The 23872-nt window shown below is 56.2% G+C and carries 21 protein-coding genes, 6 tRNA genes and 3 rRNA genes; 21 read left to right on the plus strand and 9 right to left on the minus strand.

Going from position 1 to position 23872, the window contains the following annotated elements:
* Positions 1-2 precede the first annotated feature (2 nt).
* The 3 genes from trpD to AC0IYN_RS13380 are packed head-to-tail and all read left to right on the plus strand — an operon-like array spanning position 3 to position 2583.
* Positions 3-1052, plus strand: coding sequence for an anthranilate phosphoribosyltransferase (trpD, locus tag AC0IYN_RS13370; protein WP_010206948.1), 1050 nt, complete (start codon positions 3-5; stop codon positions 1050-1052).
* Positions 1049-1885: an indole-3-glycerol phosphate synthase TrpC gene (gene trpC, locus AC0IYN_RS13375; RefSeq protein WP_406599827.1), complete on the plus strand. Its 837-nt coding sequence runs from the start codon at positions 1049-1051 to the stop codon at positions 1883-1885. The genes trpD and trpC overlap by 4 nt, the downstream gene beginning before the upstream one ends.
* Before the next feature lie 2 nt (positions 1886-1887).
* Entirely contained in the window at positions 1888-2583 is a 696-nt protein-coding gene (locus AC0IYN_RS13380) for a lipoate--protein ligase family protein (RefSeq protein WP_457240238.1), read from the plus strand.
* On the opposite strand, the gene crp is transcribed toward AC0IYN_RS13380, so the two are convergent.
* Complete coding sequence (gene crp, locus AC0IYN_RS13385; protein ID WP_078051000.1) at positions 2580-3224, minus strand: cAMP-activated global transcriptional regulator CRP; 645 nt, start codon at positions 3222-3224, stop codon at positions 2580-2582. The genes AC0IYN_RS13380 and crp overlap by 4 nt on opposite strands.
* A gap of 245 nt (positions 3225-3469) precedes the next feature.
* On the opposite strand from crp, the gene AC0IYN_RS13390 reads away from it, so the two are divergent.
* Positions 3470-3892: an OsmC family protein gene (locus AC0IYN_RS13390; RefSeq protein ID WP_005792019.1), complete on the plus strand. Its 423-nt coding sequence runs from the start codon at positions 3470-3472 to the stop codon at positions 3890-3892.
* 88 nt (positions 3893-3980) lie between these two features.
* Here the strand turns inward: AC0IYN_RS13390 and coq7 are convergent, their stop codons facing one another.
* From coq7 to hemJ, 6 genes are all read right to left on the minus strand, one after another.
* Positions 3981-4628 carry a 2-polyprenyl-3-methyl-6-methoxy-1,4-benzoquinone monooxygenase gene (coq7, locus tag AC0IYN_RS13395; RefSeq protein WP_017138087.1) on the minus strand — a complete coding sequence of 216 codons (648 nt, stop codon included), beginning with the start codon at positions 4626-4628 and terminating at the stop codon, positions 3981-3983.
* 117 nt (positions 4629-4745) lie between these two features.
* Complete coding sequence (locus AC0IYN_RS13400) at positions 4746-5084, minus strand: histidine triad nucleotide-binding protein (protein WP_071490214.1); 339 nt, start codon at positions 5082-5084, stop codon at positions 4746-4748.
* A gap of 46 nt (positions 5085-5130) precedes the next feature.
* Entirely contained in the window at positions 5131-5919 is a 789-nt protein-coding gene (locus AC0IYN_RS13405; protein WP_078050409.1) for an SDR family NAD(P)-dependent oxidoreductase, read from the minus strand.
* A 63-nt stretch (positions 5920-5982) separates the two neighbouring features.
* Entirely contained in the window at positions 5983-6945 is a 963-nt protein-coding gene (locus tag AC0IYN_RS13410) for a DUF805 domain-containing protein (RefSeq protein ID WP_457240237.1), read from the minus strand.
* A gap of 69 nt (positions 6946-7014) precedes the next feature.
* Entirely contained in the window at positions 7015-7977 is a 963-nt protein-coding gene (locus AC0IYN_RS13415; RefSeq protein ID WP_406599831.1) for an NAD(P)H-dependent flavin oxidoreductase, read from the minus strand.
* Between the two features lie 24 nt (positions 7978-8001).
* Positions 8002-8430 (minus strand): protoporphyrinogen oxidase HemJ, encoded by a 429-nt coding sequence (gene hemJ, locus AC0IYN_RS13420; protein WP_406599832.1) that lies wholly within the window; start codon positions 8428-8430, stop codon positions 8002-8004.
* A 136-nt stretch (positions 8431-8566) separates the two neighbouring features.
* Between hemJ and argC the strand changes: the two genes are divergently transcribed.
* Together argC and erpA are read left to right on the plus strand one after the other, a co-directional pair.
* Positions 8567-9601: an N-acetyl-gamma-glutamyl-phosphate reductase gene (argC, locus tag AC0IYN_RS13425; protein ID WP_406599833.1), complete on the plus strand. Its 1035-nt coding sequence runs from the start codon at positions 8567-8569 to the stop codon at positions 9599-9601.
* A 165-nt stretch (positions 9602-9766) separates the two neighbouring features.
* Positions 9767-10117 (plus strand): iron-sulfur cluster insertion protein ErpA, encoded by a 351-nt coding sequence (gene erpA, locus AC0IYN_RS13430; RefSeq protein WP_003176443.1) that lies wholly within the window; start codon positions 9767-9769, stop codon positions 10115-10117.
* A gap of 89 nt (positions 10118-10206) precedes the next feature.
* Here erpA and AC0IYN_RS13435 read toward each other — a convergent pair whose 3' ends face one another.
* Positions 10207-11298 carry an anhydro-N-acetylmuramic acid kinase gene (locus AC0IYN_RS13435; protein ID WP_471841736.1) on the minus strand — a complete coding sequence of 364 codons (1092 nt, stop codon included), beginning with the start codon at positions 11296-11298 and terminating at the stop codon, positions 10207-10209.
* A gap of 3 nt (positions 11299-11301) precedes the next feature.
* Positions 11302-12720 (minus strand): peptidoglycan DD-metalloendopeptidase family protein, encoded by a 1419-nt coding sequence (locus tag AC0IYN_RS13440; protein WP_099493028.1) that lies wholly within the window; start codon positions 12718-12720, stop codon positions 11302-11304.
* A gap of 209 nt (positions 12721-12929) precedes the next feature.
* Here AC0IYN_RS13440 and tyrS point away from each other — a divergent pair, with 209 nt between their 5' ends.
* The 15 genes from tyrS (at position 12930) to nusG (ending at position 23837) form a co-directional block, all read left to right on the plus strand.
* The gene (gene tyrS / locus AC0IYN_RS13445) at positions 12930-14129 is read left to right on the plus strand and encodes a tyrosine--tRNA ligase (protein ID WP_034109594.1); all 1200 of its coding nucleotides are present in this window, start codon (positions 12930-12932) and stop codon (positions 14127-14129) included.
* A gap of 553 nt (positions 14130-14682) precedes the next feature.
* A 16S ribosomal RNA gene (locus AC0IYN_RS13450) occupies positions 14683-16219 on the plus strand.
* Between the two features lie 82 nt (positions 16220-16301).
* Positions 16302-16378, plus strand: a tRNA-Ile gene (locus AC0IYN_RS13455).
* A 30-nt stretch (positions 16379-16408) separates the two neighbouring features.
* A tRNA-Ala gene (locus tag AC0IYN_RS13460) sits at positions 16409-16484 on the plus strand.
* A gap of 249 nt (positions 16485-16733) precedes the next feature.
* A 23S ribosomal RNA gene (locus tag AC0IYN_RS13465) occupies positions 16734-19625 on the plus strand.
* Positions 19626-19782: 157 nt separating this feature from the next.
* Positions 19783-19898: ribosomal RNA gene (rrf, locus tag AC0IYN_RS13470) — 5S ribosomal RNA — on the plus strand.
* The 16S, 23S and 5S rRNA genes sit together here with 2 tRNA genes alongside, the layout of an rRNA operon.
* 168 nt (positions 19899-20066) lie before the next feature.
* On the plus strand, positions 20067-21026 hold the full coding sequence (gene birA / locus AC0IYN_RS13475) for a bifunctional biotin--[acetyl-CoA-carboxylase] ligase/biotin operon repressor BirA (RefSeq protein ID WP_406596834.1): 960 nt from the start codon (positions 20067-20069) through the stop codon (positions 21024-21026).
* Entirely contained in the window at positions 21016-21765 is a 750-nt protein-coding gene (locus tag AC0IYN_RS13480) for a pantothenate kinase (protein WP_406596835.1), read from the plus strand. The genes birA and AC0IYN_RS13480 overlap by 11 nt, the downstream gene beginning before the upstream one ends.
* A gap of 7 nt (positions 21766-21772) precedes the next feature.
* A complete protein-coding gene (locus AC0IYN_RS13485; protein WP_406596836.1) occupies positions 21773-22219 on the plus strand; it encodes a hypothetical protein in 447 nt (148 codons plus the stop codon).
* A 143-nt stretch (positions 22220-22362) separates the two neighbouring features.
* Positions 22363-22447 (plus strand) — tRNA-Tyr (locus AC0IYN_RS13490).
* Between the two features lie 24 nt (positions 22448-22471).
* Positions 22472-22545, plus strand: a tRNA-Gly gene (locus AC0IYN_RS13495).
* 25 nt (positions 22546-22570) lie between these two features.
* A tRNA-Thr gene (locus AC0IYN_RS13500) sits at positions 22571-22646 on the plus strand.
* A 158-nt stretch (positions 22647-22804) separates the two neighbouring features.
* A tRNA-Trp gene (locus AC0IYN_RS13505) sits at positions 22805-22880 on the plus strand.
* Positions 22881-22925: 45 nt separating this feature from the next.
* Positions 22926-23294 (plus strand): preprotein translocase subunit SecE, encoded by a 369-nt coding sequence (gene secE, locus AC0IYN_RS13510; RefSeq protein ID WP_025857211.1) that lies wholly within the window; start codon positions 22926-22928, stop codon positions 23292-23294.
* Between the two features lie 9 nt (positions 23295-23303).
* Positions 23304-23837: a transcription termination/antitermination protein NusG gene (nusG, locus tag AC0IYN_RS13515; RefSeq protein ID WP_003176436.1), complete on the plus strand. Its 534-nt coding sequence runs from the start codon at positions 23304-23306 to the stop codon at positions 23835-23837.
* Positions 23838-23872 lie beyond the last annotated feature (35 nt).

Consider the following 23872-nt stretch of genomic DNA (forward strand, 5'->3'; position numbering starts at 1 on the left):
CCATGGATATCAAGACTGCCCTGAGCCGTATCGTCGGCCACCTGGACCTGAGCACCGCTGAAATGAGCGATGTGATGCGCGAGATCATGACCGGTCAATGCACCGATGCGCAGATCGGCGCGTTCATGATGGCGATGCGCATGAAGAGCGAAAGCATCGACGAGATCGTCGGCGCCGTATCGGTGATGCGCGAGCTGGCGGACAAGGTTGAGCTCAAGACCCTCGACGGTGTTGTGGACGTGGTCGGCACCGGCGGTGACGGTGCGAACATCTTCAACGTCTCGACCGCTTCTTCTTTTGTCGTCGCGGCGGCGGGTTGCACCGTGGCCAAGCATGGTAACCGCGCGGTGTCCGGCAAAAGCGGCAGTGCCGACTTGCTGGAAGCGGCGGGTATCTACCTGAACCTCACCCCAGTACAAGTGGCGCGCTGCATCGACAGCGTCGGCATCGGCTTTATGTTTGCCCAGTCCCACCATGGTGCGATGAAGCACGCCGCTGGCCCGCGCAAAGACCTTGGCCTGCGTACCCTGTTCAACATGCTCGGCCCGCTTACGAATCCGGCCGGTGTGAAACACCAGGTGGTGGGCGTGTTCAGCCAGGCGCTGTGCCGGCCATTGGCCGAAGTACTGCAGCGCCTGGGCAGCAAGCATGTGCTGGTGGTGCATTCCAAGGACGGCCTGGACGAATTCAGCCTGGCGGCACCGACTTTCGTGGCAGAGCTGAAAAATGACCAGGTCACTGAGTATTGGGTCGAGCCGGAAGACCTGGGCATGAAGAGCCAGAGCCTGCACGGCCTGGCGGTGGAAAGCCCGGCGGCCTCCCTGGAGTTGATTCGTGATGCCTTGGGGCGTCGCAAGACCGAAAACGGTCAAAAAGCCGCTGAGATGATTGTTTTGAATGCGGGCGCTGCACTGTATGCGGCCGACCACGCCTATAGTCTTAAGGAAGGTGTCGCCTTGGCCCACGATGCGCTGCACACCGGTCTGGCTCGCGAGAAGCTCGAAGAGCTGGGAGCATTCACCGCAGTATTCAAGATGGAGAATGAAGGATGAGTGTGCCGACCGTTCTGGAAAAGATCCTGGCCCGCAAGGCTGAAGAAGTGGCTGAGCGCCGTGCTCGCGTGAGCCTCGCCGAGCTGGAAGAGCAGGCGAAGATCGCTGATGCGCCACGTGGCTTTGCCAACGCGTTGATCAAGCAAGCCAAGGAAAAGCAGCCCGCCGTCATTGCTGAAATCAAGAAAGCTTCGCCTAGCAAGGGCGTGATTCGCGAAGTATTCATCCCTGAAGACATTGCCAAGAGCTATGAGAAGGGCGGGGCGACCTGCCTGTCCGTACTGACCGATATCGACTACTTCCAGGGTTCCGACCTGTTCCTGCAGCAGGCCCGTGCCGCGTGCAAGTTGCCGGTGATCCGCAAGGATTTCATGGTCGACCCTTACCAGATCGTCGAAGCCCGTGCCCTGGGCGCCGACTGTGTGCTGCTGATCGTCTCCGCGCTGGATGACGTGAAGATGGCCGAGCTGGCGGCCGTGGCCAAAAGCGTCGGCCTGGACGTGCTGGTGGAAGTGCACGACGGCGATGAGCTGGAGCGCGCACTGAAAACTCTCGACACACCGCTGGTGGGCGTCAACAACCGTAACCTGCACACCTTCGAAGTCAGCCTGGAAAACACCCTCGACCTGCTGCCGCGCATCCCGCGTGACCGTTTGGTGATTACCGAGAGTGGCATCGTCAACCGTGCCGATGTGGAGCTGATGGAGATCAGTGGCGTGTATTCGTTCCTGGTCGGCGAAACTTTCATGCGCGCCGAGAACCCGGGGGCGGAGTTGCAGCGCCTGTTCTTCCCGGAGCGTGGTGTGGCGGTCAGCGGTTCGACACTGGATTGATGATGATGCAGCCGGTGGCGATGACCGTCGAAGCAGGGCTTGCCGCCGAGCAAGACCTGCTGGCGGCTGTTTGTGCGGGTGAGCGGGAATATGGCTTGCTGTTCTGGCAACCCAGCGACCAAGCCTTGGTCATGCCGCGTCGTTTGAGCCGCTTGCCGGCATTTGAGACCGCCAGCCAGGTTTCCGCGGATGCCGGTTGGCCGGTATTGTTGCGTGAAACCGGTGGAGAACCGGTGCCGCAGTCGAATGCGACGGTCAACATCGCCCTGGTCTATGCTCCACCGCGCAGTGAAGGCGATCAGAACCGTATAGAAACCGGTTATTTGCGTTTATGCCAACCGATCTGCGACTTGCTGATCGAGTTGGGAGGCGATGCCTCCGTCGGTGAAATCGACGGCGCGTTTTGCGACGGTCGCTATAACGTCAACCTTAACGGCCGCAAAATGGTCGGCACGGCCCAGCGCTGGCGACAAAGTGGGGGCCGCCCGGTGGGTCTGGTGCACGGTGCCTTGTTGCTGGAAAACGACCGTGAAGAACTGATCGCGGCGGTCAACCGCTTCAATCAAGCCTGTGGTCTCGAACAGCGGGTGCGCGCCGACAGCCATATCGCCTTGCACGAAGCCTTCCCAGCGCCGGATGCGATCAGCCGGCTGGACACCTTGTACCGTCAAGTGTTGGCCAGCTTCCTGCCGGTTTAACGGGTACCGAACACCACCATCGTCTTGCCTTTGACGTGGACCAGGTTGCGTTCTTCCAGGTCCTTGAGCACGCGACCGACCATCTCCCGTGAACAGCCGACAATGCGCCCGATTTCCTGGCGCGTGACCTTGATCTGCATGCCGTCAGGGTGTGTCATGGCGTCGGGCTGTTTGCACAAATCCAGCAAGCAGCGGGCGACACGACCGGTGACGTCAAAGAACGCCAGGTCGCCGACCTTGCGCGTGGTATCCCGCAGGCGCTGGGCAATCTGGCCGCTGAGGGCGTAGAGGATGTCGGGATCCTGCTGGGCCAGCTCGCGGAATTTGGCGTAGCTGATCTCGGCCACTTCGCACTCGACCTTGGCCCGCACCCAGGCACTGCGTTCCTGTTCCTTGCCAGCTTGTTCGAACAGCCCCAACTCCCCAAAGAAATCCCCGGTGTTCAGATAGGCAATGATCATTTCACGGCCATCTTCATCCTCGATCAGGATGGTGACCGAGCCTTTGATAATGAAGAACAGTGTTTCGGAACGCTCGCCGGCGCAGATGATGTTGTGCTTGGCCGGATGACGACGGCGCTGGCAATGCATCAACAGTTTGTCGAGATTCTTGATCTTGGGTATGGGAGTAAGGGCAACCATGGTTGTGTCCCGAAAAGACTGCGCGAGGTAGTTGGAGTTGTTGTATTCATCGGTATCGGCATTGATACGCGGTGTATAAAGGGTGGCAATACGCCATCGATTTGGCGCCAGCTTAACAGACACATTCTGTCTCGATTAGCCAAATTTCGCGTAAACCGTGCTATTGATCGCTTTTGTCGCAAACGCTGACGCAGGCGGGCCCTGTGCTAAGCTGGCGACCCTTTTTTAGCAGTGGAGTCTGGGCGATGAAGGCACGCATCCAATGGGCGGGCGAAGCCATGTTCCTCGGTGAGTCGGGCAGTGGCCATGTGGTGGTCATGGACGGCCCGCCGGAAGCTGGTGGCCGTAACCTGGGCGTACGCCCGATGGAAATGCTCCTGCTTGGTGTGGGCGGTTGCAGCAATTTCGACGTGGTCAGCATCCTTAAAAAGTCCCGCCAGGCCGTGGAGAGCTGCGAGGCGTTCCTGGAAGCCGAGCGTGCCACTGAAGACCCCAAGGTATTTACCAAGATCCACATGCATTTCGTGGTGAAGGGCCGGGCGCTGAAAGAAGCCCAGGTCAAGCGTGCTATCGAACTGTCGGCCGAAAAGTACTGCTCGGCCTCGATCATGCTCGGTGCGGCCGGTGTGGCCATCACCCATGATTACGAAATCATCGAGTTGGGTTGATCGCTCAATCGGCGGGCAAAAAGAAAGGGCGCTGTGATAGCGCCCTTTCTTTTTGCCTGTCGATTCGATGCTACTAAATTCGAGGCTACTAAATTCGATAGGTGCTTTTAGTCATGACCTTGGCCAAAACACTCATGCCAAATCTCACCGGCGCCGGGAAGCGGAAGCCACCAGCATCCAGCGCGCTTTCAGCGTGATGTTCTTCATCGATACGCATCTGCTCAAGAATGGCCCGGGACTTTTCGTCTTCGGCTGGCAGCTGTTCCAGATGTTCGTCCAGGTGTTTGCACACTTGATGTTCGGTCGCCGCCACAAAACCCAGGCTGACTTTGTCGCTGATCAGGCCAGCAGCAGCGCCGATCCCAAACGACAGGCCATAAAACAGCGGGTTCAGCACGCTGGGGTGGCTACCCAATTGGCGGATGCGTTGCTCGCACCAAGCCAGGTGGTCGATCTCTTCCTCGGCGGCGTGTTCCATGGCCGCACGCACTTGCGGCAGCTTGGCGGTCAGCGCCTGGCCCTGGTACAGCGCCTGGGCACAGACTTCGCCAGTGTGGTTGATGCGCATCAGGCCGGCGACATGGCGGGTATCGGTCTCGCTCATCTGTGCGTCGGGCTGCACGATGGCGGGCGAAGGGCGATACGGCTGGCCGCTGAAGGGCAGCAACGTGCGCATGGCCATGTCGGCTTGCAGCAACAGACGGTCAATCGGCGAGTAGTGACGTTGGGTAGTCATGCTGACCTCCGGGAAAAATCTCGGCGGCCAGTTTACCGCAAGAGAGGGGGAAGCGTTTGCGCTGAGTCAAGGGCATGGGGTCGCAGCCTGAGGCCGTGACCCTTGTTTCCAGGGGAATCAGCCGGGCGGCCAGTTCATCTGGCGCTGACCCAGCACATGCATATGGATGTGATAAACGGTCTGCCCACCTTTCGGGTTGCAGTTCATCACGACCCGAAAACCTTCCTCGCAGCCTTGTTCCACGGCCAGGCGCTGGGCGGTGAACAAAATGTGACCAGCCAGGGCCTTGTCTTCTTCGGTCAGGTCATTGAGCGTGGGGATATGTTTCTTCGGGATGACCAGGAAGTGCACAGGCGCCGCGGGGTAGATGTCCTTGAACGCCAGGACTTGGTCATCTTCGTAGATGATATCCGCGGGTATTTCTCTGTTGATGATCTTGGTGAACAGAGTATCCACAGCTGTTTCTCCATTATGAATGTGCAGGGTGAGTGTACTCAGCCGGTCAGCGTGGGCAATAGGCCTTGTTGATGGCGCCGGCTATCTTGCGGGTCAGCCAGCGCGGACTGAAGCGCGGGCTGAAGGCGATCCAGCGGTTGCGTCGGCCGGGAATGATGATGGCTTTGTTCTTTTCCAGCGCACGCACGGTGTAGAGCGCCACTTCTTCAGGGCTCATCAGTTGTTGGCTGCGGTCGAGCTTGGCGGTGTCCATTTGCGCGGTGCCGAAGAATGCCGTGCGTGTAGGGCCGGGGCAGAGGACCGAGACCTTGATGCCGCAGGTTTTCAGCTCTTCACGCAGGCCTTCGGAGAAATGCAGTACATAGGCCTTGCTGGCGTAGTAGGTGCTCATCCACGGGCCGGGCTGGAACGCCGCGACGGACGCCACATTGAGAATCTGCCCGCCACCGTGCAGCGCCATCGAGTTTCCGAGCGCGTGGCACATGCGGGTGAGAGCCAGGATGTTGACCTCTACGAGGTCTTGTTCGGTCATCCAGTCCTGAGCCAGGAAAGGACCGCTGGTGCCGATACCGGCACAGTTCACCAGCAGGTCGATCTGCCGTTCACCTTCTTCAAGCTCCAGCAGGAACCCGGACAAGCGCAGCGGCTCGCCCAGGTCGCAGGCCCGAAACAGCACTTCAACGCCAAAGCGCTGAGTCAATTCGATTGCAATGCTTTCCAACTGATCACGCTGGCGGGCCACCAGAATCAAGCTGCGGCCGCGACGGGCCAGTGCTTCGGCCAGGGCCAGGCCGATGCCGCTGGAGGCGCCGGTGATCAGAGCGTAACGGGTCATGCCTTTCTCCATCGCAACGCCGCCGCGCCTGTAACAAAGGCATTACAGGCCGGGAGCGTTTCTTCACTGTTCTGGAGAGTCTACAGGTTCACCCGCTTCGTCAGCACTCTGCGCTTCGTCTTCTTCTACGGTTGCGCTTTGGTCAGTGTCTTCATCGGAGGTGATGGAGCTGCTCTCGTAGCCGCTGTCCATGTTGGCTTCGAGTTGGTCAAGGTAACCGTTCATGCCCAGGGTCACTACGATGGCAAGCATGACCGGAATGAACGCCAGCCACAGTGTGGCCAGGACTTTTACCGCGGTGGAGTTGCGTGGCGGCGGCGCGCCGTATTGGTTGGCACCTGCGTTCCCCGGCAATACCAGCAGCAGGATCGGGAACACACTGTTGACCAGCGGCACCAGGTTGAGGAAGTACAGCCAGCCGGACCAACCCAGGTCGTGCAGGCGCTGAACACCGATTTGGACACTGACCCACACCAGCGCGACAAACAATGCCAGACCCAGCAATACCCCGAGCAGGGTGCCGGCGGTCGGAGAAGCGGTGGCGACAGCAAAGCTGACGGTACTGATGATGCCGCCCGCAACCAGCAGCGCAAGGGTGAGAACCAGGGTCCAGGCGAGGTACCGCAGTCGGCCGATACGCCCGTGGATGGTGAACACCTTGAGTGTGGAGTATTCCGGCAGGTTATCGCCCACGGCGGCGCGCGGTGGCGCATACGGTGACGCGGCAGGGCGTGAGAAACCAGAGGCGCCGGAGTCCGTTTCGTGGGTTTCGGCGAGGCTGAAGGCGACGGGTTGTTCCGGTTCGATACGGGCATCGACGCCGGCGTTTTTCAGCGCGGTGAGGTAGGTTTCGGCGTCCGGGCGCGACAGGTCGCGTTTGAGCGCAACCGGGCGGCCGGTGAAGAGCTTCTCGATGGCTTCGACTTCGCTCTTGAACAGCTCGGCCAGGTTCAATTTGGCCGTGGTGCTTTCGACACCCGGGAGCAAGGCTCCATCAAACACAATCTTGAAACGGTTGTCGCTCATGCGGGCTTCCTTGTCACTTGTTCAGGGAGGTGGTGCAGGCCTGCTCACTGGGCAAGCCTTGCGGTTGGGTCAGCGTGGCCAGCTCAGTTGTGCCGCCTGTTCGCGCGCCTTACGGTATTCGGCATCCAGGCGGGCAACCAGTTCATCGACACTGGGCAAATCATCAATTTCACCGACACCTTGGCCGGCGGACCATACGGTCTTCCAGGCCTTGGCCTCGTCGCTTAACGGCTTGAGCTTGGAGCCGAAGTTGACTTCGCCTTTGCCTTGCAGGGCAGCGAGGTCAAAGCCGGCGTTTTCCAGGCTCTGGCGCATAAAGCTGGCGGGCACGCCGGAAACAGCAGGAGTGTGCACGATGTCGGCCGCGCGCGATGTGAGCAGCATCTCTTTATACGCATCCGGGGCATGGCTTTCGGTGGTGCCGATAAAGCGTGTGCCGAAGTAGGCCAGGTCCGCGCCCAGCACCTGGGCGGCGAGTATCTCATGCCCATGGTTGAGGCAGCCGGCCAGCAGCAGGGTTTTGTCGAAGAATTGGCGGATCTCGGCAATCAGCGAGAACGGGCTCCAAGTTCCGGCGTGACCACCGGCGCCGGCCGCTACGGCAATCAGGCCATCCACGCCGGCTTCGGCAGCCTTCTCGGCATGGCGACGGGTAGTGACGTCGTGGAACACCAGGCCGCCATAGCTGTGCACGGCGTCCACCAGTTCTTTCACGGCCCCCAGGCTGGTAATGACGATCGGCACTTTGTGCTCAACACAAATCGCCAGGTCTGCCTCCAAGCGAGGATTGCTGTTGTGCACGATCAGGTTGACGGCGTAGGGCGCGGGGTTGTCCAACTGTGCCAGGCCCGCTTCGATTTCTTCCAGCCAGGCCTTGAACCCGCTGCTTTCGCGTTGGTTAAGGGCCGGGAAACTCCCGACCACCCCGTTGCGGCAGCACGCCAGGACCAGTTGCGGGTTGGAAATCAGGAACATCGGCGCCGCCACGACGGGCAGGCGCAGACGGTGTTCAAGCAGAGCGGGCAGCGACATTGGAGGTACCCCGAGTAATTGAAGTTAGAACGGTTTGACCACGACCAAAATTACGATAGCCAGCAATATCAGAACGGGCACTTCATTGAACCAGCGATAAAAGACATGGCTGCGGGTGTTTTCGCCACGGGCGAAGCGTTTTACCTGCGCGCCGCACATGTGGTGGTAGCCGATAAGGAACACTACAAGGGTGAGCTTGGCGTGGATCCAGGCACCGGATTGAAAGATGGCCGGGTTGAGGTAGATCAGCCAGCCGCCGAATAACAAGGTGGCGATCATCGCTGGCCCCATGATGCCGCGGTACAGCTTGCGCTCCATGATGCTGAAGCGTTCCTTGCTGACGCTGTCTTCGCTTTGGGCGTGGTAGACGAACAGGCGCGGGAGGTAGAACAGCCCGGCAAACCAGCAGACGATGCTGACGATGTGGAAGGCTTTGATCCATAGATAGAGCATTTCTAGTTATTCCCAGGTTCACGGTAACTGAAGATAGTAGTGGCTCATGCGCCCGTACGTCACGTTGACGGTTGTCGCAGGACGATACGGCCCCTATTATCGACGGCTTTCCAGTGGGTTCGTTGAGGGCAGGTTTATGGTCAAGGTCGGTATCGTCGGCGGCACGGGTTACACCGGTGTCGAATTGCTGCGTCTGTTGGCTCAGCATCCGCAAGCTGAGGTGGTGGTCATCACCTCCCGATCCGAGGCTGGCCTGGCCGTGGCCGATATGTACCCGAACCTGCGAGGCCATTACGACGGGCTGGCGTTCAGTGTTCCGGACATCAAGACGCTGGGCGCGTGTGACGTGGTGTTCTTCGCCACGCCTCACGGTGTTGCCCACGCATTGGCCGGTGAGCTGTTGGCCGCTGGCACCAAGGTGATCGACCTGTCCGCAGACTTCCGTTTGCAGGACGCTGATGAGTGGGCCAAATGGTATGGCCAGCCGCACGGCGCGCCAGAGCTGTTGGAAGAGGCGGTGTACGGCCTGCCGGAAGTGAATCGTGAGCAGATCAAGCAAGCGCGCCTGATCGCGGTGCCGGGTTGCTATCCGACTGCGACTCAATTGGGTTTCCTGCCTTTGCTGGAAGCCGGGCTGGCGGACGCTTCGCGTTTGATCGCTGACTGCAAGTCAGGTGTCAGTGGTGCCGGTCGTGGTGCGGCAGTCGGTTCGCTGTACTCCGAGACGTCGGAAAGCATGAAGGCCTATGCGGTGAAAGGTCACCGTCATTTGCCGGAAATCCGTCAGGGCCTGCGTCGCGCGGCCGGTAAAGAGGTGGGTCTAACCTTCGTGCCCCACCTGACCCCGATGATCCGCGGTATTCACTCCACGTTGTACGCGACTGTGGTTGATCGCTCGGTAGACCTGCAGGCGCTGTTCGAAAAGCGTTATGCCAACGAACCGTTCGTCGACGTTATGCCGGCCGGCAGTCATCCGGAAACCCGCAGCGTGCGCGGCGCGAACGTGTGCCGGATTGCCGTGCACCGTCCCCAGGATGGCGACCTGGTTGTGGTGTTGTCGGTGATCGATAACCTGGTCAAGGGCGCGTCGGGCCAGGCGGTGCAGAACCTGAACATCCTGTTTGGCCTGGACGAGAAGCTTGGTCTGTCCCACGCGGGCATGTTGCCTTAAGGCTTCCTGGCTATTGCGCAAAAGGCCCGTTGATCGGGCCTTTTGTGTTTTTAATGGCGGCTGTGCAGATTGATATACCGTAACAATAGTTGACCGCTTTTCTAGGAGAAGCGGATAATACCGGCCATTACGCATATGGCGGCGTTACGCCGGGAGATTATCAGCATGAGCGTTGAATCCTTCACCCCCACGGCTTTGCAATTCACCCACGGTGCTGCGCACAAGGTGAAGAGCCTGGTCGATGAAGAGGGTAATGATCGCTTGAAGCTGCGCGTATTCGTTACGGGCGGCGGTTGTTCAGGGTTTCAGTACGGTTTTACCTTCGATGAAGATGTGGCCGATGATGACACCATCGTTGAGCGTGAGGGCGTGAGCCTGGTGGTGGACCCGATGAGTTTCCAGTACCTGGCAGGTGCCGAGGTGGATTACCAGGAAGGTCTGGAGGGGTCGCGTTTCGTGATCAAGAACCCTAACGCTACGACCACCTGTGGTTGCGGGTCTTCGTTCTCGATCTGATCGATAGCTTTATCTGTAGCGGATACCAAAACGCCGCTTGGCTGTGTAGGCCAAGCGGCGTTTTGCTGTCTACGGATTATTGGGGCCGGTCAGGCGGGATAGATCGCGCCCAGTACCCGAAGCCCGCGTGAGCCGGTGACGCTCGGGCGGTTGGCAGCGATGCCTTCGAGGCAGCAATGAGCCAGCCAGGCGAAGGCCATCGCCTCGACCCAGTCAGGGTCTACGCCGTACGTGGCGGTACTGCTGACGTGGGTTGCCGGCAGCAAGGCTGCCAGGCGCTGCATCAGCGTGGCATTGTGAGCTCCACCGCCACATACCAGCAGCGTTTCTGTTTGGGGTTGGGCGGACTGCAGGGACTCGACAATGGTGAGCGCGGTCAGCTCCAGCAGAGTGGCTTGTACATCCTGAGGCTCGAATGCAGGCAGGCGATCAAGGTGTTGGTGCAGCCATTCCAGGTTGAACACCTCGCGCCCAGTGCTCTTGGGGCCCTTGGTCACGAAGAATGGATCGCTGAGCAGGGCACTGAGCAGCCGGGGCTCAACCTTCCCGCTGGCGGCCCACTGACCATTGCGATCAAAGTTTTCGCCGCGTTGTTGATGAATCCACGCGTCCAGCAGGACATTGCCCGGGCCGCAGTCAAAGCCGGCTACAGGTTTGCCTGTCTCGATCAGGCTTAGGTTGCTGAAACCTCCCACATTCAATACGGCACGGTTACCGCTGTGCTCGCCAAACAGTGCTTCATGGAAGGCGGGGACCAGCGGGGCACCCTGACCGCCGGCGGCAACATCGCGGCTGCGGAAGTCGCTGACCACGGTGATGCCTGTGAGCTCGGTGAGCAAGGCCGGGTTGCCGATCTGCACGGTAAAGCCTCGGGCGGGTTCGTGGCGGATGGTCTGGCCATGGCTGCCAATCGCGCGAATGTCCTGGGGCTTGAGGTGTTGTTGATCGAGTAGCGCGTGAATGCCTTGTGCTGCCAGGCTCACCCATTTCTGCTGGGCGATGGCTGAACGGGCGATCTCATCCGGGCCGCTGGCGCACAGAGCGAGCAGCTCGATGCGCAGGGTATCTGGCATGGGAATGTAATGCGTGGCGATCAGCTTGATCGCCGGGGCTTGCTCGATCAAGGCGATGTCCAGGCCATCGAGGCTGGTCCCGGACATCACACCTATATAGAACGGCATGCCTTATCGCTTCGCCGAAGCCAGCAGGGTGGAGCGCTCTTGATCCATGCGCGCCATCAACGGCTGGCTCTGTTGCATGAAGCGCGCGCGCTCGGCCTTGGCGATGGGGTCGGCCATCGGCAGCTTCTGTCCCAGTGGGTCGACGTGTACGCCATTGACCTGGAATTCATAGTGCAAGTGCGGGCCGGTGGACAGGCCGGTAGTGCCGATATAGCCGATCACCTGGCCTTGCTTCACGGTGCCGCCGGTTTGCACGCCCTTGGCAAAGCCTTGCATGTGGCCATACAGCGTACGGTAAGTGTTGCCGTGTTGAATGATCACGGTATTGCCGTAACCGCCTCGACGTCCGGCCAGCAGCACTTTGCCGTCGCCGGCTGCCTTGATCGGCGTGCCACGTGGGGCTGCATAGTCGACGCCTTTATGGGCGCGGATTTTGTTCAGAATTGGATGCTTGCGACCCATGGAGAAACGCGAGCTAATACGGGCGAAGTCCACAGGGGTGCGGATGAAGGCTTTGCGCATGCTATTGCCGTCGGCGGTGTAATAGCTGCTGTTGCCTTGTTTATTGGTATAGCGCACGGCGGTGTAGGTCTTGCCGCGGTTGGTGAAACGTGCGGACAGAATATTGCCGGTGCCGACGACTTTGCCGTTGGCGACTTTCTGCTCGTAAATCACATCGAATTCGTCGCCTTGGCGAATGTCCTGGGCGAAGTCGATGTCGTAGCCGAACACGCTGGCCATGTCCATGGTCATGCTGTGGGACAAGCCCGCGCGGGCTGCCGACTGGGACAGCGAACTGTTAATCACGCCATGGACGTAGGCGGAGCGCATCACCGGTTTGGTGGTGATGCGGTTGAAAGCAAAGCCTTTGGCGCCCTTGGTCAGGGTGATGCTTTCGAGGTCACTGACGTTGCTGTGCAGGTTGTGCAACTGGCCGTCGGGCGTCAGTTCGAACTCAAGTTTCTGGCCGTGCTTGAGCTGGGTGAATTGCTTGGCTTGCTTGTCGCTGGCCAGCACTTCATTGACGGTAGCGGCGGGGAGGCCGACTTTCTCGAACAGGGTAGACAACGTGTCGCCCTTGGCCACGATCACTTCGCGGTGCTGAGGGTTCTTGGCTGCCTCGGCAACAGGCGCAGGCTGGTCCTGGACTGCTTGCTGGGTATCTTCTGGGCTGCTTTCTATTTGGGCGAACGGCGATTCGGCAGGTGCGTTTGTGGCTTGTTGCGCGTCGGAAGCGTCTTGATCTTGTGTCAGTTGTTCAACTGGACTTTCCAGGTCAAGGCTCAGGGATGTTCGTTTGGCTTCTACGTCGCTGGAAGGGAATACCAGGAGTGCCAGGCTGAGAAGGGCGGCGATACCACTTGCGGCGAGCAGGTGGGTCTTCGGGTAAAGCGGCGGCGCTTTAGACGGTTCAGTGGTCATAGGTAATTTTGACTTTGAAGATGAAGTGGAAAAGATGAATGACATGATGAAGATGAAATAACTGTATAAAATATAACCAAATCATCTGTGGCGCAAGCTCGCGAACGCTGGGCTTGCTGAACGGTGTCCGTTCGCAGGGCAAAACTTGTAATTAGTCCCTGATCTTGTATGGTTGGTTCCCTTTTGAATCTGAGCCTTGCGGGTCTGTTATGAAGTCGGTTGAAGAGCAGCTAGCGCTGATAAAACGTGGTGCGGAAGAACTGTTGGTCGAGGCTGAGCTGATCGAAAAGCTCAAGCGTGGCCAACCCCTGCGTATTAAGGCTGGCTTTGATCCGACTGCGCCGGATCTGCACCTGGGTCATACCGTGCTTATTAATAAGCTGCGTCAGTTCCAGGAGCTGGGGCATCAGGTCATCTTCCTTATAGGTGATTTCACCGGGATGATCGGTGATCCGAGCGGCAAGAGCGCCACTCGCCCGCCGCTGACTCGTGAGCAGGTTCTCGATAACGCCGAGACCTACAAGACGCAGGTATTCAAGATTCTTGATCCCGCCAAGACCGAGGTGGCGTTCAACTCCACTTGGATGGATCAGATGGGGCCGGCAGATTTCATTCGCCTTACGTCCCAGTACACCGTCGCGCGCATGCTTGAGCGTGATGACTTCGACAAGCGTTACTCCACCAATCAGCCGATCGCCATTCACGAGTTCCTCTACCCGTTGGTTCAGGGCTATGACTCGGTGGCATTGCGTGCGGATGTTGAGTTGGGTGGCACTGACCAGAAGTTCAACCTGCTGATGGGGCGTGAGCTGCAGCGTGCGTACGGGCAGGAAGCCCAGTGCATTCTGACCATGCCGTTGCTGGAAGGCCTGGATGGCGTCAAGAAGATGTCCAAGTCCCTGGGTAACTATGTCGGTATCCAGGAAGCACCGGGCGTGATGTACGGCAAGCTCGTCTCGATTCCTGATGCGCTGATGTGGCGTTACTTTGAGCTGCTGAGCTTCCGCTCGATGGATGAGATCAATGCACTGCGTGCTGATGTAGAGGCAGGCGCCAATCCGCGTGACGTGAAGATCAAGCTGGCAGAAGAGATTGTTGCGCGTTTCCACGGTGAGGAGGCTGCGGCCAATGCTCACCGTGCTGCGGGTAATCGCATGAAGGATGGTGAGCTGCCGGATGATCTGCCGGAGATCGAGCTGTCTGCTGCTGAGGCGATGCCGATCGCTGCTGTGCTTAATAAAGCGGGTCTGGTCAAGAACTCGGCGGTTGCGCGGGACCTTCTAGGTTCCGGTGGTGTGCGTGTAGATGGTGAGGTTGTAGATCGCACCTTTATATACGAGCTGGGCGCTACCCATGTTTGCCAAGCTGGGAAGAAGGCATTTGCGCGTATTACGCTCAAATCCGAATAAACCTGAAATTAAGTGTTGACGGCGTTTTATATCTGTCTATAATTCGCCCCACTTCCGGCGCAGTCGAAACGGAAAACTCCTTGGTAAACAAAGAGTTACGCAGAATTCGACAGCGACTTGCTTCAGTTCATCGAGGCCCAGAAGGAGTTGGTAGAGCAGTGTTGTTTGGCTCTATTAACGTTTCGATCTTCTCGGTCGAAAGCGGAGAAAAAGAGGTGTTGACAGCAGCGTGTAACGCTGTAGAATTCGCCTCCCGCTAACGAGAGATCGGAAGCGCAAGTGGTTGAAGTTATTGAAGAAATCTTCGAAAACTTCTGAAAATAATCACTTGACAGCAAATGAGGCTGCTGTAGAATGCGCGCCTCGGTTGAGACGAAAGATCTTAACCAACCGCTCTTTAACAACTGAATCAAGCAATTCGTGTGGGTGCTTGTGGAGTCAGACTGATAGTCAACAAGATTATCAGCATCACAAGTTACTCCGCGAGAAATCAAAGATGTAACCAACGATTGCTGAGCCAAGTTTAGGGTTTCTTAAAAACCCAAAGATGTTTGAACTGAAGAGTTTGATCATGGCTCAGATTGAACGCTGGCGGCAGGCCTAACACATGCAAGTCGAGCGGTAGAGAGAAGCTTGCTTCTCTTGAGAGCGGCGGACGGGTGAGTAATGCCTAGGAATCTGCCTGGTAGTGGGGGATAACGTTCGGAAACGGACGCTAATACCGCATACGTCCTACGGGAGAAAGCAGGGGACCTTCGGGCCTTGCGCTATCAGATGAGCCTAGGTCGGATTAGCTAGTTGGTGGGGTAATGGCTCACCAAGGCGACGATCCGTAACTGGTCTGAGAGGATGATCAGTCACACTGGAACTGAGACACGGTCCAGACTCCTACGGGAGGCAGCAGTGGGGAATATTGGACAATGGGCGAAAGCCTGATCCAGCCATGCCGCGTGTGTGAAGAAGGTCTTCGGATTGTAAAGCACTTTAAGTTGGGAGGAAGGGTTGTAGATTAATACTCTGCAATTTTGACGTTACCGACAGAATAAGCACCGGCTAACTCTGTGCCAGCAGCCGCGGTAATACAGAGGGTGCAAGCGTTAATCGGAATTACTGGGCGTAAAGCGCGCGTAGGTGGTTTGTTAAGTTGGATGTGAAATCCCCGGGCTCAACCTGGGAACTGCATTCAAAACTGACTGACTAGAGTATGGTAGAGGGTGGTGGAATTTCCTGTGTAGCGGTGAAATGCGTAGATATAGGAAGGAACACCAGTGGCGAAGGCGACCACCTGGACTAATACTGACACTGAGGTGCGAAAGCGTGGGGAGCAAACAGGATTAGATACCCTGGTAGTCCACGCCGTAAACGATGTCAACTAGCCGTTGGAAGCCTTGAGCTTTTAGTGGCGCAGCTAACGCATTAAGTTGACCGCCTGGGGAGTACGGCCGCAAGGTTAAAACTCAAATGAATTGACGGGGGCCCGCACAAGCGGTGGAGCATGTGGTTTAATTCGAAGCAACGCGAAGAACCTTACCAGGCCTTGACATCCAATGAACTTTCTAGAGATAGATTGGTGCCTTCGGGAACATTGAGACAGGTGCTGCATGGCTGTCGTCAGCTCGTGTCGTGAGATGTTGGGTTAAGTCCCGTAACGAGCGCAACCCTTGTCCTTAGTTACCAGCACGTAATGGTGGGCACTCTAAGGAGACTGCCGGTGACAAACCGGAGGAAGGTGGGGATGACGTCAAGTCATCATGGCCCTTACGGCCTGGGCTACACACGTGCTACAATGGTCGGTACAGAGGGTTGCCAAGCCGCGAGGTGGAGCTAATCCCATAAAACCGATCGTAGTCCGGATCGCAGTCTGCAACTCGACTGCGTGAAGTCGGAATCGCTAGTAATCGCGAATCAGAATGTCGCGGTGAATACGTTCCCGGGCCTTGTACACACCGCCCGTCACACCATGGGAGTGGGTTGCACCAGAAGTAGCTAGTCTAACCTTCGGGAGGACGGTTACCACGGTGTGATTCATGACTGGGGTGAAGTCGTAACAAGGTAGCCGTAGGGGAACCTGCGGCTGGATCACCTCCTTAATCGACGACATCAGCTGCTCCATAAGTTCCTACACGAATTGCTTGATTCATTGAAGAAGACGATAAGAAGCAGCCCGAAATTGGGTCTGTAGCTCAGTTGGTTAGAGCGCACCCCTGATAAGGGTGAGGTCGGCAGTTCGAATCTGCCCAGACCCACCAATTTTGTGTGGGAAACGCCTGTAGAAATACGGGGCCATAGCTCAGCTGGGAGAGCGCCTGCCTTGCACGCAGGAGGTCAACGGTTCGATCCCGTTTGGCTCCACCACTACTGCTTCTGAAAGTTATGAAAGCTTAGAAATGAGCATTCCATCAGGTTGATGGTGAATGTTGATTTCTAGTCTTTGATTAGATCGTTCTTTAAAAATTTGGGTATGTGATAGAAAGATAGACTGAACGTTACTTTCACTGGTAACGGATCAGGCTAAGGTAAAATTTGTGAGTTCTCTTAATTGAGAAATTCGAATTTTCGGCGAATGTCGTCTTCACAGTATAACCAGATTGCTTGGGGTTATATGGTCAAGTGAAGAAGCGCATACGGTGGATGCCTTGGCAGTCAGAGGCGATGAAAGACGTGGTAGCCTGCGAAAAGCTTCGGGGAGTCGGCAAACAGACTTTGATCCGGAGATGTCTGAATGGGGGAACCCAGCCATCATAAGATGGTTATCTTGTACTGAATACATAGGTGCAAGAGGCGAACCAGGGGAACTGAAACATCTAAGTACCCTGAGGAAAAGAAATCAACCGAGATTCCCTTAGTAGTGGCGAGCGAACGGGGACTAGCCCTTAAGTGGCTTTGAGATTAGCGGAACGCTCTGGAAAGTGCGGCCATAGTGGGTGATAGCCCTGTACGCGAAAATCTCTTAGTCATGAAATCGAGTAGGACGGAGCACGAGAAACTTTGTCTGAATATGGGGGGACCATCCTCCAAGGCTAAATACTACTGACTGACCGATAGTGAACTAGTACCGTGAGGGAAAGGCGAAAAGAACCCCGGAGAGGGGAGTGAAATAGATCCTGAAACCGTATGCGTACAAGCAGTGGGAGCAGACTTTGTTCTGTGACTGCGTACCTTTTGTATAATGGGTCAGCGACTTATTTTCAGTGGCGAGCTTAACCGAATAGGGGAGGCGTAGCGAAAGCGAGTCTTAATAGGGCGTCTAGTCGCTGGGAATAGACCCGAAACCGGGCGATCTATCCATGGGCAGGTTGAAGGTTGGGTAACACTAACTGGAGGACCGAACCGACTACCGTTGAAAAGTTAGCGGATGACCTGTGGATCGGAGTGAAAGGCTAATCAAGCTCGGAGATAGCTGGTTCTCCTCGAAAGCTATTTAGGTAGCGCCTCATGTATCACTGTAGGGGGTAGAGCACTGTTTCGGCTAGGGGGTCATCCCGACTTACCAAACCGATGCAAACTCCGAATACCTACAAGTGCCGAGCATGGGAGACACACGGCGGGTGCTAACGTCCGTCGTGAAAAGGGAAACAACCCAGACCGTCAGCTAAGGTCCCAAAGTTATGGTTAAGTGGGAAACGATGTGGGAAGGCTTAGACAGCTAGGAGGTTGGCTTAGAAGCAGCCACCCTTTAAAGAAAGCGTAATAGCTCACTAGTCGAGTCGGCCTGCGCGGAAGATGTAACGGGGCTCAAACCATACACCGAAGCTACGGGTATCACGTAAGTGATGCGGTAGAGGAGCGTTCTGTAAGCCTGTGAAGGTGAGTTGAGAAGCTTGCTGGAGGTATCAGAAGTGCGAATGCTGACATGAGTAACGACAATGGGTGTGAAAAACACCCACGCCGAAAGACCAAGGTTTCCTGCGCAACGTTAATCGACGCAGGGTTAGTCGGTCCCTAAGGCGAGGCTGAAAAGCGTAGTCGATGGAAAACAGGTTAATATTCCTGTACTTCTGGTTATTGCGATGGAGGGACGGAGAAGGCTAGGCCAGCTTGGCGTTGGTTGTCCAAGTTTAAGGTGGTAGGCTGAGATCTTAGGTAAATCCGGGATCTTAAGGCCGAGAGCTGATGACGAGCTAACTTTTAGTTAGCGAAGTGGTTGATGCCATGCTTCCAAGAAAAGCTTCTAAGCTTCAGGTAACCAGGAACCGTACCCCAAACCGACACAGGTGGTTGGGTAGAGAATACCAAGGCGCTTGAGAGAACTCGGGTGAAGGAACTAGGCAAAATGGCACCGTAACTTCGGGAGAAGGTGCGCCGGTGAGGGTGAAGGACTTGCTCCGTAAGCTCATGCCGGTCGAAGATACCAGGCCGCTGCGACTGTTTATTAAAAACACAGCACTCTGCAAACACGAAAGTGGACGTATAGGGTGTGACGCCTGCCCGGTGCCGGAAGGTTAATTGATGGGGTTAGCTAACGCGAAGCTCTTGATCGAAGCCCCGGTAAACGGCGGCCGTAACTATAACGGTCCTAAGGTAGCGAAATTCCTTGTCGGGTAAGTTCCGACCTGCACGAATGGCGTAACGATGGCGGCGCTGTCTCCACCCGAGACTCAGTGAAATTGAAATCGCTGTGAAGATGCAGTGTATCCGCGGCTAGACGGAAAGACCCCGTGAACCTTTACTATAGCTTTGCACTGGACTTTGAATTTGCTTGTGTAGGATAGGTGGGAGGCTTTGAAGCGTGGACGCCAGTTCGCGTGGAGCCATCCTTGAAATACCACCCTGGCAACTTTGAGGTTCTAACTCAGGTCCGTTATCCGGATCGAGGACAGTGTATGGTGGGTAGTTTGACTGGGGCGGTCTCCTCCTAAAGAGTAACGGAGGAGTACGAAGGTGCGCTCAGACCGGTCGGAAATCGGTCGTAGAGTATAAAGGCAAAAGCGCGCTTGACTGCGAGACAGACACGTCGAGCAGGTACGAAAGTAGGTCTTAGTGATCCGGTGGTTCTGTATGGAAGGGCCATCGCTCAACGGATAAAAGGTACTCCGGGGATAACAGGCTGATACCGCCCAAGAGTTCATATCGACGGCGGTGTTTGGCACCTCGATGTCGGCTCATCACATCCTGGGGCTGAAGCCGGTCCCAAGGGTATGGCTGTTCGCCATTTAAAGTGGTACGCGAGCTGGGTTTAGAACGTCGTGAGACAGTTCGGTCCCTATCTGCCGTGGACGTTTGAGATTTGAGAGGGGCTGCTCCTAGTACGAGAGGACCGGAGTGGACGAACCTCTGGTGTTCCGGTTGTCACGCCAGTGGCATTGCCGGGTAGCTATGTTCGGAATAGATAACCGCTGAAAGCATCTAAGCGGGAAACTAGCCTCAAGATGAGATCTCACTGGAACCTTGAGTTCCCTGAAGGGCCGTCGAAGACTACGACGTTGATAGGTTGGGTGTGTAAGCGCTGTGAGGCGTTGAGCTAACCAATACTAATTGCCCGTGAGGCTTGACCATATAACACCCAAGCAATTTGACTACTCTAACGAGCATCAGATTGCGGTGTGTGAAGACGAAATGAACCGAAAGTTCGACGTTCACAAAACACCGAAAACTATCACATACCCAATTTGCTGAAGCGAGACCAACTGGTCACGACTCAGTACCCGAATTTCTTGACGACCATAGAGCATTGGAACCACCTGATCCCATCCCGAACTCAGCAGTGAAACGATGCATCGCCGATGGTAGTGTGGGGTTTCCCCATGTGAGAGTAGGTCATCGTCAAGATTAAATTCCAGAACCCCTGTTTGCTAACGCAAACAGGGGTTTTGTTTTGGGCGGTCGAAAAGTACGTAGCGGCTCGCGTCAGTGGTCTCTAGTACTAACGTCCGGCCTTTCTATGCAATGACCCTGCGCATAGCTATCATGCGTGCCTCATTGTGAGGCGATACTTGCATGCTGACGTTGTTGAAACTTCTGAAAGATGGCCGGTTCCACTCCGGAGAAGCACTTGGTGCTGCCCTTGGCGTCAGTCGTAGTGCTGTCTGGAAGCAACTCCAGCACCTGGAGGCTGAATTGAACCTGCCCATCCATAAGGTTCGTGGCAAGGGGTATCAGTTGGCGTCACCGCTGGTGTTCTTGAGTGCTGAAGATATTGCGCTGAATGCGCCGTCCTTGGCGTGGCCCGTTCATATCTCTGACTCCATTGACTCCACGAATGCCGAGGCTTTGCGACTTGTAGATGCTGAATGCACGGCGCCGTTTCTGGTGCTAGCGGAGCAACAAACGGCGGGAAGAGGCAGGAGAGGGCGAAAGTGGGTTAGTCCGTTTGCACAAAACGTTTATTACAGTCTTGTATTGCGTATTGAGTCGGGGCTACGGCAGTTGGAAGGGCTAAGTCTTGTTGTTGGCTTGGCGGTCATGCAGGCCTTGCGTGAGACAGGTGTGCAGGGAGCTGCGCTGAAATGGCCAAACGACGTATTGGTTGGGCAGAAGAAGATTGCCGGGATTTTGCTGGAGTTGGTAGGAGATCCTGCTGATATCTGCCACGTTGTCCTTGGAATAGGTATCAACGTCAATATGCAGAGGGCTGATGAGGTCGATCAGCAATGGACTTCGGTGCAGCTTGAGACAGGTTCGCCTGCTGATCGCAACGTTCTAGTTGCGCAGTTAGGGCGGCAGTTGCAGGGCTATCTTGATCGACATCGGGAGGGCGGTTTTGTCGCTCTTCAGCAGGAGTGGGAGCAGCATCATGCCTGGCAGGGGCGGTCGGTATCCCTCATCGCAGGCGTCAACCAGGTCGACGGGGTTGTGCTGGGGGTAGATCGCCAGGGGGCATTGCGCTTGAGTGTCGATGGCGTCGAGAAAATATACAGTGGTGGTGAGCTAAGCCTGAGGTTGCGTGATGATTCTTGAGCTCGACTGTGGGAATAGCTTTATCAAATGGCGTGTGCTTGGTTCGGATGACGCCAGTGCATCGAGCGAGGGGGTTGTCGGTTCGGATCTGGCGCTGATTGAAAGCCTGGTGGCGGTTCCTGGATTGTTGCTGACGCGCTGCCGCTTGGTGAGCGTTCGTGCCCAGGAAGAAACGAGCAAGCTCGTCACGGCTCTGCATGAGGCTTTTGGTGTTGCTGTTTCCTGCGCTGCTCCCGCACGGGAGATGGGTGGAGTACGGAACGGTTACGAAGATTTCGAGCGTCTGGGGCTTGATCGTTGGCTGGCGATGCTGGGTGGGTTCAGGCTCGCTCGCGGCGCTTGTCTGGTGCTTGATTTCGGCACGGCTGCTACCGCAGATTTTATTGCAGCGGATGGTGATCACTTGGGTGGTTTCATTTGTCCAGGTATGCCCCTCATGCGCAACCAGCTACGAACACATACGCGCAAGATACGATATGACGACGCCGCTGCTGAAAGGGCGTTGGAGCACCTTTCGCCAGGGCGTACGACTGTAGAGGCGGTAGAGCGCGGCTGCACGCTCATGCTGAGAGGGTTTGTGCTCACTCAATTAGAATTGGCGCGAAGCTATTGGGGCGATGAATTCACCGTGTTCCTGACCGGGGGGGATGCTGACTTGGTGGCGGACGCAGTGCCGCAAGCGCGACTCGTCCCTGATCTGGTGTTTGTCGGTTTGGCGATGGCTTGCCCTTTGTCCTGAGGTGATTATGCGTTGGCTGTTTTTGCTTTTACTTGTTCTCAACGCTTTCTACTACATTTGGCATCAGCAAGAGGCGCCATTGCGCGCTAAAGATGTCACGCCCTTGAGTCTATACAAGGGCTCGCAGCAGGACATTCGCCTGCTCAGCGAGTCCTCTGATGCTGTGGTGCGAAGGGATCGTGCAAAAGCAACCGATGCGCAGAGCACTTGCTTGTACATCGGTGGTTTTGCCGATCAGCGCCAAGCGCAGTCAGTTGAGCAGCGGCTCACGAGCCTGGATATAAAGGTCAAGATTCAATTGCTGAATACTGCGGATGCTTCTGGCTACTGGCTCCGTGTGGCTCCTGAAAGTCGACGCCTGGCTGACGATCTGCCCTTTGAAAACCTTGCTAAGGAATTCAATGAGTTAAAACATAAAATAATGTTGTGCGAAGGCGTTGCAACTCTCGAATAGTTTGCATAGAATGGCGCCCGCTTCGCAGTGAAGACCTTTAAGGTCAACGATGTGAAGCAAAGGTCAACGCAGCTAACCTCATATTTTTAAATGAGAAAATGCTTGACAGAAGGTCGGCGTAATGTAAAATGCCGGCTCGCTTAGGAGGGGTTCCCGAGCGGCCAAAGGGATCAGACTGTAAATCTGACGTCTACGACTTCGAAGGTTCGAATCCTTCCCCCTCCACCATTTTTAGCGTGAGCTGCAAGCTCCGCGGGTATAGTTTAGTGGTAGAACCTCAGCCTTCCAAGCTGATGATGCGGGTTCGATTCCCGCTACCCGCTCCAAGTTTGCAGGTTGTGCAGGTGTTTTGCTCTTGTAGCTCAGTTGGTAGAGCACACCCTTGGTAAGGGTGAGGTCAGCGGTTCAAATCCGCTCAAGAGCTCCATATAACAAGGCAGATATGAAAATATCTGCCTTTGTTTTAACAGCTATCTCGGCTTGAAGGTGTTGCGCCTGGTGTTATCAGGTGATTTCAAGTCTCTTGGGGTTGGTTGTTGTAAAGTCTTTTTCAGGCCTGCATAATGGTCGGCCTGATTTTGTTTTAGGTCAGTAGCTCAATTGGCAGAGCGACGGTCTCCAAAACCGTAGGTTGGGGGTTCGATTCCCTCCTGACCTGCCAGATTCACGTGGTGTATCTGGCTTTCTTTTCACAGGATCTTCATAGATGACTCCTAAGGCTGAAGCTCAAAGCTCTCGTTTCGATCTGGTCAAGTGGCTCGCTGTAGTCGCATTGGTGGTCGTAGGCGTTGTTGGCAATCAGTACTATTCTGCTTCGCCGATCCTGTACCGTGTACTCGCTTTGCTTGTCCTTGCTGCTGTAGCTGCCTTTGTAGGCCTGCAGACTGCCAAAGGCAAGTCTTTCGCAGTCCTGGTAAAGGAAGCTCGCACCGAAATTCGTAAAGTCGTTTGGCCGACTCGCCAAGAAACCACGCAGACCACGTTGATTGTTGTGGCTGTTGTTCTGGTTATGGCGTTGCTGTTGTGGGGTCTTGATTCCCTGCTCGGCTGGCTTGTTTCCTTGATTGTTGGCTAAGGGTGTCCCGTGGCTAAGCGTTGGTACGTTGTGCATGCTTACTCGGGTTACGAGAAGCATGTTATGCGCTCTTTGCTGGAGCGCGTAAAGCTGGCAGGCATGGAAGATGGCTTCGGCGAAATTCTGGTTCCCACTGAAGAAGTGGTTGAAATGCGGAATGGTCAGAAGCGCAAAAGCGAACGCAAGTTCTTCCCTGGCTATGTGCTGGTTCAGATGGACATGAATGAAGGTACTTGGCACTTGGTCAAGGACACTCCTCGTGTCATGGGCTTCATTGGCGGTACTGCTGATAAGCCTGCTCCTATCACTGATAAAGAGGCAGAAGCCATTCTGCGTCGTGTTGCTGATGGTAGCGACAAGCCTAAGCCGAAGACGCTTTTCGAGCCGGGTGAGGTTGTTCGTGTCACAGATGGTCCGTTTGCTGATTTCAACGGTACTGTCGAAGAAGTTAACTACGAAAAGAGCCGGATCCAAGTGGCAGTGCTTATTTTCGGTCGCTCTACTCCGGTAGAGTTGGAGTTCAGCCAGGTCGAGAAGGTCTAGCTGAGCAAGCATCCCAACCCCGCAGCCTTAGGCTG

This window comes from Pseudomonas sp. AC112 (genome assembly GCF_979253545.1).

Coding starts and splice junctions, on each gene's coding strand:
- trpD (WP_010206948.1), top strand. CDS start 3: ATGGATATCAAGACTGCCCTGAGCCGTATCGTCGGCCACCTGGACCTG.
- trpC (WP_406599827.1), top strand. CDS start 1,049: ATGAGTGTGCCGACCGTTCTGGAAAAGATCCTGGCCCGCAAGGCTGAA.
- AC0IYN_RS13380 (WP_457240238.1), top strand. CDS start 1,888: ATGATGCAGCCGGTGGCGATGACCGTCGAAGCAGGGCTTGCCGCCGAG.
- crp (WP_078051000.1), bottom strand. CDS start 3,224: ATGGTTGCCCTTACTCCCATACCCAAGATCAAGAATCTCGACAAACTG.
- AC0IYN_RS13390 (WP_005792019.1), top strand. CDS start 3,470: ATGAAGGCACGCATCCAATGGGCGGGCGAAGCCATGTTCCTCGGTGAG.
- coq7 (WP_017138087.1), bottom strand. CDS start 4,628: ATGACTACCCAACGTCACTACTCGCCGATTGACCGTCTGTTGCTGCAA.
- AC0IYN_RS13405 (WP_078050409.1), bottom strand. CDS start 5,919: ATGACCCGTTACGCTCTGATCACCGGCGCCTCCAGCGGCATCGGCCTG.
- AC0IYN_RS13410 (WP_457240237.1), bottom strand. CDS start 6,945: ATGAGCGACAACCGTTTCAAGATTGTGTTTGATGGAGCCTTGCTCCCG.
- AC0IYN_RS13415 (WP_406599831.1), bottom strand. CDS start 7,977: ATGTCGCTGCCCGCTCTGCTTGAACACCGTCTGCGCCTGCCCGTCGTG.
- hemJ (WP_406599832.1), bottom strand. CDS start 8,430: ATGCTCTATCTATGGATCAAAGCCTTCCACATCGTCAGCATCGTCTGC.
- argC (WP_406599833.1), top strand. CDS start 8,567: ATGGTCAAGGTCGGTATCGTCGGCGGCACGGGTTACACCGGTGTCGAA.
- erpA (WP_003176443.1), top strand. CDS start 9,767: ATGAGCGTTGAATCCTTCACCCCCACGGCTTTGCAATTCACCCACGGT.
- AC0IYN_RS13435 (WP_471841736.1), bottom strand. CDS start 11,298: ATGCCGTTCTATATAGGTGTGATGTCCGGGACCAGCCTCGATGGCCTG.
- AC0IYN_RS13440 (WP_099493028.1), bottom strand. CDS start 12,720: ATGACCACTGAACCGTCTAAAGCGCCGCCGCTTTACCCGAAGACCCAC.
- tyrS (WP_034109594.1), top strand. CDS start 12,930: ATGAAGTCGGTTGAAGAGCAGCTAGCGCTGATAAAACGTGGTGCGGAA.
- birA (WP_406596834.1), top strand. CDS start 20,067: ATGCTGACGTTGTTGAAACTTCTGAAAGATGGCCGGTTCCACTCCGGA.
- AC0IYN_RS13480 (WP_406596835.1), top strand. CDS start 21,016: ATGATTCTTGAGCTCGACTGTGGGAATAGCTTTATCAAATGGCGTGTG.
- AC0IYN_RS13485 (WP_406596836.1), top strand. CDS start 21,773: ATGCGTTGGCTGTTTTTGCTTTTACTTGTTCTCAACGCTTTCTACTAC.
- secE (WP_025857211.1), top strand. CDS start 22,926: ATGACTCCTAAGGCTGAAGCTCAAAGCTCTCGTTTCGATCTGGTCAAG.